Source organism: Microbulbifer aggregans, assembly GCF_001750105.1.
Lineage (GTDB): Bacteria > Pseudomonadota > Gammaproteobacteria > Pseudomonadales > Cellvibrionaceae > Microbulbifer > Microbulbifer aggregans.
This window is the reverse complement of sequence record NZ_CP014143.1, coordinates 65,679-79,684: the sequence shown is the minus strand read 5'-3', so window position 1 is coordinate 79,684 and position 14,006 is coordinate 65,679. Positions and strand designations below refer to the sequence as shown.

12 protein-coding genes are annotated in these 14,006 nt (G+C 59.1%); 8 read left to right on the top strand and 4 right to left on the bottom strand.

What is annotated here, in order from left to right:
* The first annotated feature begins 25 nt into the window (after positions 1–25).
* Complete coding sequence (locus AUP74_RS00350; RefSeq protein WP_193427346.1) at positions 26–358, top strand: DUF1820 family protein; 333 nt, start codon at positions 26–28, stop codon at positions 356–358.
* Positions 359–508: 150 nt separating this feature from the next.
* Here the strand turns inward: AUP74_RS00350 and AUP74_RS00345 are convergent, their stop codons facing one another.
* Entirely contained in the window at positions 509–1,162 is a 654-nt protein-coding gene (locus AUP74_RS00345) for a CPBP family intramembrane glutamic endopeptidase (RefSeq protein ID WP_145924270.1), read from the bottom strand.
* Between the two features lie 358 nt (positions 1,163–1,520).
* On the opposite strand from AUP74_RS00345, the gene AUP74_RS00340 reads away from it, so the two are divergent.
* From AUP74_RS00340 to olsF, 4 genes are all read left to right on the top strand, one after another.
* On the top strand, positions 1,521–2,894 hold the full coding sequence (locus tag AUP74_RS00340) for a hypothetical protein (RefSeq protein WP_069945814.1): 1,374 nt from the start codon (positions 1,521–1,523) through the stop codon (positions 2,892–2,894).
* Entirely contained in the window at positions 2,894–3,691 is a 798-nt protein-coding gene (locus AUP74_RS00335; RefSeq protein ID WP_145924269.1) for a hypothetical protein, read from the top strand. Before AUP74_RS00340 ends, AUP74_RS00335 begins: the two co-directional genes overlap by 1 nt.
* Positions 3,692–3,862: 171 nt before the next feature.
* Positions 3,863–4,654: a UDP-2,3-diacylglucosamine diphosphatase gene (locus AUP74_RS00330; protein ID WP_069945812.1), complete on the top strand. Its 792-nt coding sequence runs from the start codon at positions 3,863–3,865 to the stop codon at positions 4,652–4,654.
* A complete protein-coding gene (gene olsF / locus AUP74_RS00325; RefSeq protein ID WP_069945811.1) occupies positions 4,651–6,327 on the top strand; it encodes a bifunctional ornithine lipid synthase OlsF in 1,677 nt (558 codons plus the stop codon). The genes AUP74_RS00330 and olsF overlap by 4 nt, the downstream gene beginning before the upstream one ends.
* A 203-nt stretch (positions 6,328–6,530) precedes the next feature.
* Here olsF and AUP74_RS00320 read toward each other — a convergent pair whose 3' ends face one another.
* From AUP74_RS00320 to AUP74_RS00310, 3 genes are all read right to left on the bottom strand, one after another.
* Entirely contained in the window at positions 6,531–7,802 is a 1,272-nt protein-coding gene (locus AUP74_RS00320; protein WP_069945810.1) for an aspartate aminotransferase type Ic, read from the bottom strand.
* Positions 7,803–7,916: 114 nt separating this feature from the next.
* Complete coding sequence (locus tag AUP74_RS00315) at positions 7,917–8,807, bottom strand: DUF6279 family lipoprotein (protein ID WP_145924268.1); 891 nt, start codon at positions 8,805–8,807, stop codon at positions 7,917–7,919.
* Positions 8,808–8,966: 159 nt separating this feature from the next.
* Positions 8,967–10,313 carry a phosphate ABC transporter substrate-binding protein gene (locus tag AUP74_RS00310; protein WP_158514518.1) on the bottom strand — a complete coding sequence of 449 codons (1,347 nt, stop codon included), beginning with the start codon at positions 10,311–10,313 and terminating at the stop codon, positions 8,967–8,969.
* Positions 10,314–10,789: 476 nt separating this feature from the next.
* Between AUP74_RS00310 and nagK the strand changes: the two genes are divergently transcribed.
* The 3 genes from nagK to nagA are packed head-to-tail and all read left to right on the top strand — an operon-like array spanning position 10,790 to position 13,951.
* Complete coding sequence (gene nagK / locus AUP74_RS00305) at positions 10,790–11,737, top strand: N-acetylglucosamine kinase (protein WP_069945807.1); 948 nt, start codon at positions 10,790–10,792, stop codon at positions 11,735–11,737.
* Between the two features lie 21 nt (positions 11,738–11,758).
* Entirely contained in the window at positions 11,759–12,802 is a 1,044-nt protein-coding gene (nagB-II, locus tag AUP74_RS00300) for a glucosamine-6-phosphate deaminase NagB-II (protein ID WP_226999843.1), read from the top strand.
* A 21-nt stretch (positions 12,803–12,823) separates the two neighbouring features.
* Entirely contained in the window at positions 12,824–13,951 is a 1,128-nt protein-coding gene (nagA, locus tag AUP74_RS00295) for an N-acetylglucosamine-6-phosphate deacetylase (protein ID WP_069945805.1), read from the top strand.
* Positions 13,952–14,006 lie beyond the last annotated feature (55 nt).

The following is a 14,006-nucleotide window of genomic DNA, read 5'->3' as shown; positions in this document are numbered from 1 at the left end:
AGATGGGCCCATGTCAGAGAACCCTATGGCGAACCCGATTTACAAAGTCATCTTCCACAACCAAAACCAGGTTTACGAACTTTACGCCCGGGCCATCTATCAGAGCGAGATGTATGGCTTTATCGAGGTGGAGGAGTTCGTGTTCGGCGAGAAATCCCAGCTGGTGGTGGACCCCAGCGAGGAGAAGCTGAAGACCGAATTTGCCTCGGTTACCCGCTCCTATATCCCCATGCACAGCATCGTGCGCATCGATGAGGTGGAGAAAGAGGGCACCGGCAAGATCGTCGAGGTCAAGGGTGACAAGGTTACCCAGTTCCCTTTCCCTGCACCGATGCGTCCGCCCGTCGATACCGATTGATTGCTCGCGGCAGTGTCCTGCTGCCGCCGTCCCTGTTTCCTCACTCGCGAACAGCTTTCCTCCCGTCTCCGTAAGCGGTCTCTCCCTCTCCCCGCCGGTACTGTGGCGAAGTTATTGTTACGCCTGGCGCTGCGGCAGCCGGCAGTGCGCCTATGTGCTGCCGATCATACTGCTGTCGAAATGTACTCCAAGTCCCGCGGTGAACAGCCAGCATCCCCAGAGGCTGTGTTCTACCGCTACCAGCAGGGTCGAGCGGGAGCGGATATAGGTGCGCGCAAACAGCAGGCCGGCAAAGAACGAGCCCACCACGGCGATCCAGTTGGCAAATACCAGGTGAGCACAGGCAAAACTGGTGGCACTGATCAGGGCCCGGCTCTGCTTGCTGTGCACCAGGCTCTTGTAGCGGTGAAACAGAAAGGTGCGAAAGATCAGTTCTTGCGGCCAGGCTGACAGCAGTGGATAAAGCACCAGCAGACCCAGCCAGAGCCCGGTGTGTTCCAGCGGCAGGGCGAAGAAATACTCAGGGGCCAGGATCCAGCTGGCAGCGGTGATGATCAGGGCGCCGAGGGCAAACGTGCGCAGAACCTGGGGCAGGTGCTGGCGGAACTTGTCCAGGTTCCACAGGCGAAACCGCTTGAAACGCGGGTCTAGCAGCAGCAGCGTGAAACACCAGGCGAGTGCACACAGCAGCAGGGTGATGATGTACGGGGCCGATTCCGAGCGGTAAAAGTACAGGGCGATAGGGATGGCGCCGAATAGTACAACCAGCTCCAGAATCCGCATGGTCTTGTGGGCAATCAGCATGGCCTGGTTCAACGGGGTGCCGGACAGTAATCATAGTTGCCGGCTGTCCCGGTGGCAGAATCGGCGGCCTGATACGCTGACAAGGGAGGGAGCGTAGGTCATCAAATAAGGCGCGAAATTCCTCGGCGGCGGCTGCGGTTCATCGCATCCGGCTAATCTCTTCCGTGCGGGAGCTATTCTCAAAGGTACAGGAAAGGAAAGTACGGAAAATTTTCCGTCAAGCTGTCCGGGAATGTATTGCCCGGCAACACTGCCATGCTGTCCACTTGAACGAACTGAGCGCCATCAGACTCGCCAGGATGACAGCATCATGGCAAATCTGCGACCTAAATGTAGTGGATGTCTTTTAGGTGAAGTCATGAGCACAATTCCGGCAACCAAGGCCGCCATCTCCGCCCTCAGACTCGAAGAACGCGTTGAGAGAGACGTGAAAGCGGGTATTCCTGAGGTCGACAGAATCAGTCATACCGAAAGCGAGGAGAGCCTGCGTTCCTACGTGATCCGCGAGATCATCGGGCGCGTGCACACCGACCGCCAGAGCCAGCTGGATGAACAGGTGGAAGCGCGCAAAGACGTGGATATCCGTCAGCTCTATCAGGAAATCACCCATACCGAGCGTAGCGTCGGCCAGCAGTTCAGTAGCCGGTTTGCCACTATCGCCCAGGATCTGAAGCGGACGGCGAGGGAGTTCGCTGCAGTGCGCACCGACCTGGAAATTTTCAAGCACCGCAATGGACTCACCCGCGAGGCCATCTACCGCGAGTCGAAGATCCTGCACTACGCCATCATCTTCTTCATTGTCATTGCGGAAACAGCACTGAACTCCTTCTTCCTATCCAAAGGCAGTGAACTGGGCCTGGTGGGTGGTTTCTTTCAGGCATTTATCATCGCGCTGGTGAACCTGGGGCTAGCGGCCTTCGCGGCCTTCTCCCTTCGCGGCGTTTTCCATCGAAACCCGGGCCGCAAGTTGCTATCCACAGCGTTGTTCGCCGGTGTTGCCATGCTCGCCACCGCATTCGTTCTCGGTGTCGGGCACTACCGGGAGGCACTGGAGCTGAACCCGTTTGTGGCTTCCAAGCTGGCAGTGATGAACCTTTGGGGTGCGCCACTGGGTATCCATGACTTCAACGCCTGGATCATGGTAATTGTCAGTGCCATTGCCCTGATCCTGCTCACCGCCAAGTTCTTTGTAGTGGACGACCGCTACCCGGGCTTTACCGCCATGACACGTCGGACCAAAGCACTGCGAGATAAGTGGGCCCACACCTGCACCGATGCCATTGATGAACTGAATGAGGTGGCCGAAGAGGCGCGACAGGATCTCGCCGAAAAAGAGAAGGAGATTCGCTCACAGTACATTGCCTTCAAATCCAGCATCGAGCGCAGTGAGGAAATCAGTACTCACTATGAGGAGGATCTCGTCAAGGCCCAGGGGTTGCTCGACGAACTGGTGCGTTACTACCAGTCCTATTCCGCGCGTATGATGAACCGCCGTGCCGCCTACTTTGGCGAGCTGCTCCGTTTCGAGCTGGACACGCTACCAAGACTCAACACCACTGGGCTCTCGCAACACAAAGCGGATCTCGATGCTTTCGACAAGATGTTTGCCGAGCTGGAGCAGGCCTATGCGGATGCCATGGCAGGTATCAACCAGCAGTGTGAAGCAGCCCAGAAAAAACTGAGCATTCTGGTAGCCGATATCGAGCGCGAGAATGGACTTGGGGGTGCCTGATGACGCGGAGAGTTCGGCGAGCCAGTCGTGGTATGTCCAGCGAGGACAAGCGCGGCATTATCATTTTCGGCATGGGCGTGACGATTCTGATCGCACTGGCGATTTTCATCCTGCAGGTAGTGCAGTCCCCCGAAAAAGACTATGACCGGGTCTCGCTTTGCAACGAGCATCTTCCCCGTGCCGCTCACCATCTGATGATCATCGATGTCTCCGACGCGCTGTCGGCCCATCAGGCGCATTTTCTCAAGACCCATATCTCTGGATTACTCGAGGATGCCCGGGTTAACGACCGTTTCTCGATCTTTGTGCTGGATGAAAAGTACAGTGGTCTCTCGGAGCCGGTCGTCGATTTGTGCAAGCCGCCCTCTGCCGATGACGCTGATGTGCTGACTTCCAATCGTACCTTTATCGAAAGACTCTATTCACAGAGGTTCTCGGCGCCGCTTGAAACGGCTGTCGCCGCGGTAGTAGCCGGTAGCGAACAGAAGGAATCCCCGATCTTTGAAGCACTTTCCGATGTGGCTGCGTTGCGCCGTATTGATCAGCGGGCAGGGGATGTGCGGCTGACCATCGTCAGTGACATGATCCAGAACTCCCGCGCCGGTTCGGTTTTCGATGCTGGCCCCAAAGCCATAGAAAACCTGCCGCTGGTCAACCTGCGGGGGGTGCGTACCCGGGTATTCTGGCTGGACAGGGAGAAGTACAAGCGCTTCCAGACAGAGGCGCTGGCCAGTAGCTGGGAGGATTACCTGGCGAGCATTTCGCGGTTTGAGCAGATCGAGCGGGTTCGCAATTAGCTCGCCTGTCATGGAAAGAAAGAGGCTCTACCCGACAGCTAGTTAGAAGCTGCCCCGCAGGCGTAGCTCTGCAGAAAGCCCCTCCTATGCAATAGAACGGTCAAAAAACGGCCTCCTTTCTGTCATTTCTCGCCGGCACAGTATGCGCAAAGCAATAAACAGGGCTTTGCCATGAGCAACCGCTACCGCGCACTGTGGATCTCCGACGTGCATCTGGGCAGCAAGGATAGCGAGCCGCAACGGCTGGCTGATTTCCTCGACCAGAATCGCGCCGATACCGTGTATCTGGTCGGTGATATCTTCGACATGAAGGCCATGGCCCAGGGCAAGGGCAGCTGGTGCCACAACTCCTCCATGCTGATGGGCATGCTGGCGGAGCTCAGCAGCCAGACACCGGAAGTCATTTACGTGCCCGGCAACCACGATGCTCCCATGCGCAGCTGGGCCGGCAAGCGGCTGGGCAATATCCGTGTGGAGCGGGACTGTGTGCACGAAAGCGCGGACGGCAGGCGCTACTGGGTTACCCACGGCGACCAGTTTGAGCACCAGATTTCCATCAACCCCATCAGTTATCACCTCGGTGACCAGAGCTACTACCTGCTGCTGCGTATGAACCGCTGGATCAATTACTGGCGCGGCCGCTTCGACCTGCCCTGGTGGTCACTGGCCAATCACGTGAAAAATCGCGTCAATGCTGCACGCCGCATGATGGAGAAGTTCGAGGATGTGGCCATTCGCGAGACAGCCAGAAAAGGGGTCGACGGCGTAATCTGTGGTCACATTCATCGTGCCTCGATTCGTGAAGCCGATAGTGGAGGCAGCAATATCACCTACGCCAACTGTGGCGACTGGGTGGACTCCATGACCGCAGTGGTAGAGCAGCAGAGCGGAAAACTGGACCTGCTGAACTGGCACCGCTCACCGAAAATTTCCCGGATCATGACGGAGGCCGTGGCAGCATGATTCAACTGGAATCCCTGTTGGAGCAGAACCCCTGGTTCAGCCAGGCGCCGGAAAGGCCGACCCGCAAGCTGGCGACGGCGGCCCTGAAGAAGATTTGCTGTGAGGAGCAGCTGCAGGCCTTTGGCCGCCAGTATCCCCACCTGGGTGGGCTGGACTTTATCCGTCAGGTTTTCAACTCATTTGAATTTCATTATGACGTGAACCCGCTGGAGCTGGAGCGCATACCTGCCAGCGGTCCACTGGTGATCGTGTCCAATCATCCACTCGGTAGTCTCGACGGACTGGCACTGATCGATATGGTGGCGCGGGTGCGCAGGGACGTAAAGGCCATTGCCAGCCAGTTGCTCTGGAATCTGGAGCCACTGCGGGGATACCTGCTGCCGGTGGATAATTTCAATGGCCGCACCCGCCGCGGCGATGTGGAGGGCATATACCAGCACCTGAATGCAGGCGGTGCGATTATCGTGTTCCCGGCCGGGGAGGTTTCCCGCCTGACCGCCAAAGGCGTACGCGACGGCCGCTGGAACCCGGGTTTTGTACGCTTTGCAGAAAAGACCGGTGCGCCGATTCTGCCCATACAGGTACGCGGCCGCAATTCCTGGTGGTTTTACGGCTTGTCCATGGTCAATCGCCCTCTGTCGACCCTGTGGCTGATCCGGGAAATGTTCAAGCAGCAGCGACGCAGCATCGATATACGTATCGGCAACCCGGTTGCCGCCGAGCATGCACGACAGTGGCCGCTGGCGCCCCGGGCTCAGGCGGCCCTGTGGCGCAAACATGTCTACCAGCTGCATCGCTCACCGCGGGCCCTGGGGCCGGAACCGATTGCGACTGCCGAACCGGCGGCGGAAGTGGCGGGGGTGATCTCTGCCTGTGAAGAGCTGGTCCGCCAGAGTAATTTCACGGTGCGCCTGTATCGGCAGCGGCCGGACTGCCCGGTGATGCGTGAACTTTCCCGGCTGCGGGAAATTACCTTCCGTGCTGTCGGGGAAGGCACCGGTCTCAGCCGGGATTGGGATGCTTTCGATGCCCATTACGATCACCTGTTGTTATGGGATGAAGATGCGCAACAGATCGCGGGTGCCTATCGCCTGGCGAAAACATCTGGACTGACGCCGGAGCAGGTCTACAGCAATACGCTTTTCCACTATCGACAGCCGCCACGGGACGGTCTGCCCGGATCGGCGGAGCTGGGCCGCAGCTTCCTGCAGCCGGCCTACTGGCGCGGTCGGGGGCTGGATCTGCTGTGGTGTGGTATTGGCCAGTGGATTGCGCGCAATCAGGTGCGCTACCTGTTCGGGCCGGTTTCCATGCCCGGGGATTTTTCCGCGCGGGCCAAGGCGGCCATCGTGCGTTATTTCCTGCATCACTATGCCACTGATGCGCCCCTGGGTGATGCCCGGATACCCTTTGCTGAGGCGCGCGAAGACCTGCCGGCTCTGAGTGGCGATCCGGTCCAGGATATGATTCAGCTAAAGGCGTTGCTCAAAGAGGAAGGTGTGGTGTTGCCGCCGCTGTTCAAGAAGTACGCGTCGGTCACCAAGCCGGGCGGTACTAGTTTTCATGCGTTCAACGTGGATCCGGATTTCTGCGATTCGGTAGACGGCCTGGTGGTGGTAGACCTGGAACAGGTGGATCCGAAGTTTGCCCGACGGTATCTGGCCGACGTCTGAACTGTGTTTTGGCAGGCGGTGATATTTATCGATGACGGGCGGTGGCGGTAAAGCACTGGGCCAGCCATTTCGAAAGCGCACAACTACCTCCGTGCATGCTCCGGCGGCGACGTCCCTGTCGCCGACGGTTTCGAAATGGCCGACCCAGCACTTTACCTTTGATTCAGCCTGAGTGATTCATCAGGCTGTTGTCTGGCCGCTTATCAAGATTGCAGTGCGTTGCGCACACTGGCCAGCTTCACACACAACACGAACACCGACATGGCCGTATCCAGCTCTTCCAGCGGCGGGAAGCTCGGGGCGATGCGGATATTACAGTCTTCCGGGTCCTTGCCATACGGGAAGGTGGCACCAGCCGGAGTCAGTTTCACACCGGCATCCGCGGCCAGCTTGACCACTGCTTTGGCGCAGCCGGGACGGGTGTCGAGTGAAACAAAGTAGCCGCCCTTCGGTGTTTCCCACTTACCCAGATCAGAGTCAGCGAAAGCATCTTCCAGGTGCTTGAGCACGCAGGCAAATTTGGGCTGCAGGATGTCGGCGTGCTTCTTCATGTGGTCTTTCAGCATGGAGAACTCAGGAAACAGGCGCGAGTGGCGCAGCTGGTTCACCTTGTCCGGGCCGATGGTCATGGCCTGCATTTGCTCCTTAAGAGAGGCCAGGTTGGCCGGGCTGGCGCTGACGAAGGCCACACCGGAGCCGGCATGGGTCACCTTCGAAGTCGAGGCAAACTGCAGGACCGAGTCTACGGTGCCATTTTCAACTGTGGCGGTGCGGATATTTGGCAGGTTGACCTGCTGTCCCAGGTCGTGGATGGCGTAGGCGTTGTCCCAGAAGATGCGGAAGCCGGGATTGGCGATGTTGCCCAGGCGGGACAGTCGCTCGACGGTTTCTTCGTCGTAAGTAACGCCAGTAGGATTGGAGAACTTCGGCACACACCACATGCCGATGATTTCCTGGTCTTCCTTGACGAGCTGCTCTGCAGCATCCATATCCGGACCGGTAGCCGTCATGGGTACATTGACCATGCCGATACCCAGCTGCTCGCAGATAGCGAAGTGGCGGTCGTAGCCGGGCACAGGGCACAGGAATTTCGGCTCCTTCATCTCGCGCCAGGGGGTGTTGCCTGCAAAACCAAACAGGTAGCCGGTGAGGACCGCGTGGTACATCAGGGTCAGCGAGCTGTTGCCGCCGGCGATGACTTCACTGGTCGGTACCTGCAGGATGTCAGCGCCCATCTCGCGGGCACAGATCAGGCCGTCCAGGCCGCCGTAGTTGCGGGTATCGGTTCCGTCTCCAGCGCGGTAATCACCGTTCAGGAGGCCATCGAGCTTGTCGGACAGGCTCAGCTGTACCGCGGAGGGTTTCCCCCGGGTGATGTCCAGGTTGAGCTCGTGTTGGCAGATGCGCTCGTATTGCGCACTCAGTTCTTTTTCCCACGCCTGTAACTGATCTCGGGTGGCGGAGTCGATACGCACGGGTTTTCCTCGCTTCGCTAAATGGAAGCGGCGAGCTTATCAGCCGTGGTGAGGACTCGCCAGCGGTGAAATCTAAAAGCGGCTTGTGGTCAGGAAAGTCAGGAGAAAGTGCGTTTAGCGCTGGGCAAGGGTGCGGAAATCTGTGGCGTAGTCCTGCAGAGTTTCGGTCAGGTGGCGGCGCTGGGCCGGCGTGGTGCTGGCCAGCAACTCGCGGCTGAGCTTCATGGCCTGCTCACGGCGCTCTGCCTGCATACGGCGATAACCGTCTGACCAGAGTTGCTCCGGGTTGTGCATCAGGTCGAGCAGCTTGTCCTGGTAGCCAGGCGGTTTTTCCCGCAGAAGGGAAACAAAGCGGGCCTGCCAGATCTGCCTTTGCTGGTCTCGGAGCAGGGGATTGTAGGCAACCTGGTCGACGAAGGCGGCAATGAGCTGTTCCTGCCTGTCATTGACTGAGCCCAGCCAGCGCCGGCTCTGCTTGCGGATGCGTTTGTTGCGCCGTTCACGGACTTTCTCCGGCGAGCGCTGCCACTTCTCCATTGACTCCATGCGTTTTTCGAACAGGGCTTGCTCCAACTCATCGATCTGGGTCGGAGTGAGCTCTGCGGTCAGAGGCAGTAACTGCTGAAAGAGTTGGTTGCTGCTGGTATCCCAGAATTGGTTGACGTCCTCTTCGATGGCGGGAAGTGAGAGTTCCTCAAGATCGCCATTGGATGCCTCCAGGGCCAGCTCATCCAGGAATTCGGCGTAGCGGGGCAATTGGGTCTGGCGGTGCCAGCGGTGGAAGCTTTCCAGTGAGGTCGAGAGTTGGCTCTTCTGGCCACTGTTGAGATCGACATAGTCGTCTAGTTGCCAGCGCAGCCAGGTATCCAGTTGGTTGTAAGCGAACTGAATACTGGAGCAGCTGGTGAGTGCCAGCAGGCAGAAAACAGCTACTAGCAGCCGCATGGCATGGGCCATGTTGGAGCGTATGAGTCCTGTTGTTTCGCGGATGGTTTGAGCGGCCATCGAGCTTGCCCTGCGTAAAGCGAACGCTCTGTTTATCTCTCTCAATCTATGATGAGCGGCGCGTCAGTGGTCCAAATGCAAAGTGCTGGCCGCTCATTACAAATATAGACGCCCCTGGGAGTGGCGGGGTTTCGCTCCGGACCACTCTCTCCCTCCGGGTCAGTGAGGTTCTACGTTGCCGGTATCGATCCAGACCTCGACCCGGCTATTTTTCACTGGCGCATGTTCACTGTCGGCCGTCAGGGGGGCAAAGGCACCGAGAGCGAGGATATTACTGTTGCCGAGCTGATGGTCCCGCAGCAGAGCCCCCTGGACCTTGAGGACGCGGAAGCGGGAAATGATGTCGGAAATTTTCTCATTCGCTTTGCGGTCGGAAAAACCCACCAGTGTCAGGTTAAGGTTTCGATCGGACTCCTCGATGTACTGCTCCAGTCGGCGAAGATCTTTCAGCGCACGACTGTCCAGCTCCGTACTGCCATCGGCAAAGCGGAAGGATATGCTCAGGCGTTGCCCGCGCTCCATCAGTTCGCGGTATGCCTCCGGGGCGTTGGGGTAGGGGGGCATCGAGAGTGCCACCGGGGTGAGGTTGATGAGTCCGGACTGGGCCACCACGGCCTGGCCATGCTCGCCCTCTACAAAACGCAGGAAGCTGTCCACGTGGGGGTTGTAGTTGCTCGGGTTTTTGTAGAGGTACAGGCGCCGGGTCAGGGGAAAATCTTCCGTGGCCACGATGCCGCGGTCAGGCACCACCGCAGCCAGCTCACCGGCCTTGATGGCCACCTTTTTGACATCGGCGGCGTCGGCGAAGGGCAGGTAGCCAACAGCGCCACGCTGGTGCAGCACAATCTGGTGAGTTTCCGCATTGCCGGAGACTTCATAGACACCCGCTGCAGCAGGGCGGCTGCCACCAAACACTTCCCTATCAAAGGTCGCGCGGGTTCCGGACTCGATATCGCGGTGCAGGGGACGTATCGCCAGGTCCGGGCCGCCCAGTTCACGCCAGTTGCGGATTTCTCCACTGTAGATCTGGCGCACCTGGCCGATGGTCAGTTGGGTGATGGGGTTGCTGGCATGGACCGCCACTACCAGGGCGTCGAGGCCGATCACGTGTTCGGCCTCGGCACCAGACAGTCTGCCGAATCGGGCGAGTTTGTCGATCTCTGCGGGTTTGATGCGCCGCGACGCCATGGCAATTTCTGCCGTATCGTTATCCAGTGCCTTGAAGCCAGTACTGGAACCCTGGGCAATGATAGGCACGACAATATCCTGTCCTTCCAGCCTGGCACGGATCCAGTGGCGTTCACCTTCGCTGCGCTGTCGAATCGATGTGGCACCGAGTTCGTCGAGATAACTCTTTACCAGCATCGGCGCGAGTACTGCACCAATGGTGTTGGAGCCTGTCATGCGGAACAGCACCCGCTCGTCCTGTGCTATCGAACCGGCACAGAGCAACATCATCACCGCGGTGAAAAGTCCGCGCAGCCGCAAGCTCCCTTTAATCTTCAACTTCTGCAACCTCCACTGTGTCATTCAATGGCGCCAGTCCACTTGAGCCGGGGCGCGTGGGATGCCATCGTCGCGGTCGGTGGTGACAGTGACCGGACGAATACTGGCGCGCGCTTTATCGCAAAAATGTGTGACGCAGTTATTGCAGCGGCTGTGAAGTCGGGAGAATCGATGGAGCGGCGAACGAGGCCCCGTCATGGAGTCAGTAATAAGGAATACTGCGACCGGGTTGCCGATTTTCAGCGGCTATACTGCTGGAGATTGCCCGGAATTTGTACGAATTCTGTGCAAGAGGCTGGGGCAGCGCGGTATTCGCCACTTTTTTCTGCAAATGGGATGACAACGCTGTCATGTGTCCTGTAGTATCAAATGATATTCGACTGACGCCCTCGATGCGTCAGCCGCGCTTTCCGGGGGAAATGTTGGGAAGCCCGGCACGGACACATAACAATACAAAATCTTAGAGGCCGGTTCAGATGGTTGCTTTGAGAGACAGGGATACACTTTACATTGGTATCGACGGCGGCGGCAGCAAGTGTCGCGCCTCTATTGTCGATGCCGAGAACCGAGTACTCGGCACGGGTGTCGCCGGCCCTGCCAATCCCCTTCATGGTTATGCCCAGACAATCGATTCCATCGTGCGCTCTGCCGCCCTGGCCCTGGCCGATGCCGGCCTGTCCCCAGAGATTCTGGGTGACCTGGTGGCGGGTGTGGGGCTTGCCGGCGTCAATATGCCGCGTCTCTACCACGAGATGGACTCCTGGGCGCACCCCTTCAAGAAAATGTACCTCACCACTGACCAGCACTCTGCCTGTCTCGGTGCCCATCGCGGCGGTGACGGCGCGGTGATCATTGCCGGTACCGGCTCCTGTGGATATTCCTGGGTCAACGGTCGCAGTCTGTTGGTGGGCGGTCACGGCTTCCCCCACGGGGACAAAGGCAGTGGCGCCTGGATGGGTATGGAGGCGGTCAAGTACCTGCTGATGGCCCTCGATGGCCTCGCCGAAGATTCCCGTCTCAAGGATTCGCTGTTACAGGCCCTGGGTGCTTCCGATGCCAATGAGGTGTTCGAAAAGATTGGTGGCAAATCCTCCAGTCACTACGCGCGCATGGCCGTGCCGGTGATCGAGTGTGCCGAGTCGGGCGATCCGGTGGCGGTGGCCATCGTGCGCGATGGCGCTTCCTATATCAGCGATCTGGCTGACAAGCTGCTGGAGCAGAAGCCACCGCGACTCTCCATGATTGGCGGGCTCGCTCCACGCCTGCGTCCGTGGCTTGCGCCCCATGTGGTCGAGCGCCTGACGGACCCGCTGGATCCGCCGGAGATCGGTTGTGTGTACTTCGCCCAGCAGTCTCTGGCCCGGGAGGGCAGTGACGCAAAGGGTGCTGCGAAGAAAGCGGGCAGCAGCGCCCTGTTTGGTTAATGGATAGCGACTGAGATTGATATGAGTGCAGCAAACACGGCAGAAGCAACACAGGTAGATAAGGCAATGGCCACTACAGTGATGGAATCTGAGGCCCGAGAGGCGCCAGACCGCATTGCAGAGCAATTGCAGAGCAATGCCCCGGTCATGGCGGAATTGGGAGAGCGACTGCGTCGCGAGCCCCCGCGTTTTGTCATGATCGTTGGTCGGGGTTCTTCCGATCATGCTGGCGTTTTTGCCAAGTACCTGATCGAGATCGAGACCGGTACACCGACATTTGCCGCGGCGCCCTCGGTTTCCAGTGTTTACGGTCGCAAGCTCAAGCTTGAAGGCGCGCTGGTACTGGTGATTTCGCAATCTGGCCGCAGCCCGGACATCCTTGCCCAGGCGCGTATGGCCAAAGAGGCCGGTGCCTACGTGGTGGCGCTGGTTAACGACGAGTCTGCGCCCATCGGCGAGATTGTCGACCTGATGGTGCCGCTGAAGGCGGGTCCGGAAAAGGCGGTAGCGGCGACCAAGAGTTACCTGGCCACGTTGTCTGCAGTGCTGCAGCTGGTGGCAAACTGGACCCAGGATGAAGGCCTGCTCGGCGCTGTTACCGCGCTGCCACAGACCCTGCGCGATGCTGTGGACTCCGATGTGCAGTTGCGCCCCGAGGACCTGGCCGCGGTGAAAAACCTGGTGGTACTGGGACGCGGACCCGGCTATGGCATTACTCGCGAGCTTGCCCTCAAGCTGAAGGAAGTTTGCAACATCCACGCGGAATCCTTCTCCAGTGCGGAGTTTCTGCATGGCCCCGTCACCCTGGTGGAGCAGAAGCTCACCGTGGTGAATGTCCCCATTGAGGATGAATCCTTCGAGGCGCACAGCGAGCAGATCGCCGACATTATTCGCCGCGGCGGGACTCTGGTTAACCTTCACGTGCCGAGTAAGGGCGTGCACCCTCGCGCGGCCCCGCTGGCGCTGTTGCAGCGCTTCTATATCGATGTGGCCCACGTGGCGGTGAGCCGGGGTATTAACCCGGACGAGCCGGCCGGCCTCAAGAAAGTCACCCAGACCGTCTGAGCACCGGTAAGGAAGAGAGACGTGGCGCGCACTTTGATAGCCGAACAGCTTTTTGACGGCGAGAACGTCCGCAGGGATGTGGTGATTGTCCTTGGTGACGATGGCTGCATTGCCGCCCTCGGCGGCGAGGTGCCCGCGGATGCCGAGCACCTGCAGGGGCTGCTGGCGCCGGGGCTGGTCGACGTCCAGGTGAATGGTGGCGGCGGGGCATTGTTCAACAACGATCCCACCGTCAACGCGCTGGGCAAAATGAGCAGTGCGCACGCCCGCTATGGCACCACCGGTTTTATGCCGACGCTGATTACCGATGAAGTGGAAGTCATGCAGAGTGCAGCGGAGGCCGTCAGTGCCGCGATCAGGGAGTCTGTGCCCGGCGTGCTGGGGGTGCACTTCGAGGGACCGCACCTGAGTGCGCCCAAAAAGGGAACGCACGAAGAGCGTTTTATCCGGCCGCTGACTGATGAGGAGCTGGAGATTTACGCCCGCGAGGATCTGGGGATCAAGATGGTCACCCTGGCCCCGGAGAATGTCTCCGTTGCGGACATTCGCAAGCTGGTGGATCTGGGGGTGCGGGTTTGTCTCGGTCACTCCAATGCCGATGGAACAACTGCTGCGGCGGCGCTGGATGCGGGCGCGACCGGTTTTACCCATCTCTACAATGCCATGTCACCGCTGCATTCCCGCGAGCCGGGCATGGTGGGCACGGCATTGATCAGCGACCAGGCCTGGTGCGGGCTGATCGCTGACGGTCACCACGTCAGTGCCGAGGCAATGTTACTGGCCATCAAAGCCAAGCCCCGGGGGAAAATCATGCTGGTCACTGATGCCATGTCGTTGGTGGGTAGTGACGAGACCAGCTTCCCGCTGTTTGATCGCGTCGTGACCCGCGAGGGTGACCGACTGACGTCTACCACTGGCGAGCTGGCGGGTTCGCATCTAGATATGATCAGTGCTGTGCGCAATATCCACCACTGGTGCGGTGTCGATCTGTTTGAGGCGCTGCGGATGGCGTCACTGTATCCGGCCCAGTTCCTCGGCTATGAGGGAGGACGGATAGAAAAAGGTGGCCCCGCTGACCTGATTTTGCTGAATGATGAACTTCAGGTTCAAAAGACCTGGATTTCTGGCCGGGAAGTTTTCACCGCATAATTTTTACCTGGCCGGTTTTTAGACCGTGGCGAAGACCACGATAACGATAATAAAG

What these genes read in the sequence shown, in the direction of transcription:
- AUP74_RS00345 (WP_145924270.1), bottom strand. Translation starts at nt 1,162, where the DNA reads ATGCTGATTGCCCACAAGACCATGCGGATTCTGGAGCTGGTTGTACTA.
- AUP74_RS00335 (WP_145924269.1), top strand. Translation starts at nt 2,894, where the DNA reads ATGACGCGGAGAGTTCGGCGAGCCAGTCGTGGTATGTCCAGCGAGGAC.
- AUP74_RS00330 (WP_069945812.1), top strand. Translation starts at nt 3,863, where the DNA reads ATGAGCAACCGCTACCGCGCACTGTGGATCTCCGACGTGCATCTGGGC.
- AUP74_RS00350 (WP_193427346.1), top strand. Translation starts at nt 26, where the DNA reads ATGGCGAACCCGATTTACAAAGTCATCTTCCACAACCAAAACCAGGTT.
- AUP74_RS00315 (WP_145924268.1), bottom strand. Translation starts at nt 8,807, where the DNA reads ATGGCCGCTCAAACCATCCGCGAAACAACAGGACTCATACGCTCCAAC.
- olsF (WP_069945811.1), top strand. Translation starts at nt 4,651, where the DNA reads ATGATTCAACTGGAATCCCTGTTGGAGCAGAACCCCTGGTTCAGCCAG.
- AUP74_RS00340 (WP_069945814.1), top strand. Translation starts at nt 1,521, where the DNA reads ATGAGCACAATTCCGGCAACCAAGGCCGCCATCTCCGCCCTCAGACTC.
- nagK (WP_069945807.1), top strand. Translation starts at nt 10,790, where the DNA reads ATGGTTGCTTTGAGAGACAGGGATACACTTTACATTGGTATCGACGGC.
- nagB-II (WP_226999843.1), top strand. Translation starts at nt 11,759, where the DNA reads ATGAGTGCAGCAAACACGGCAGAAGCAACACAGGTAGATAAGGCAATG.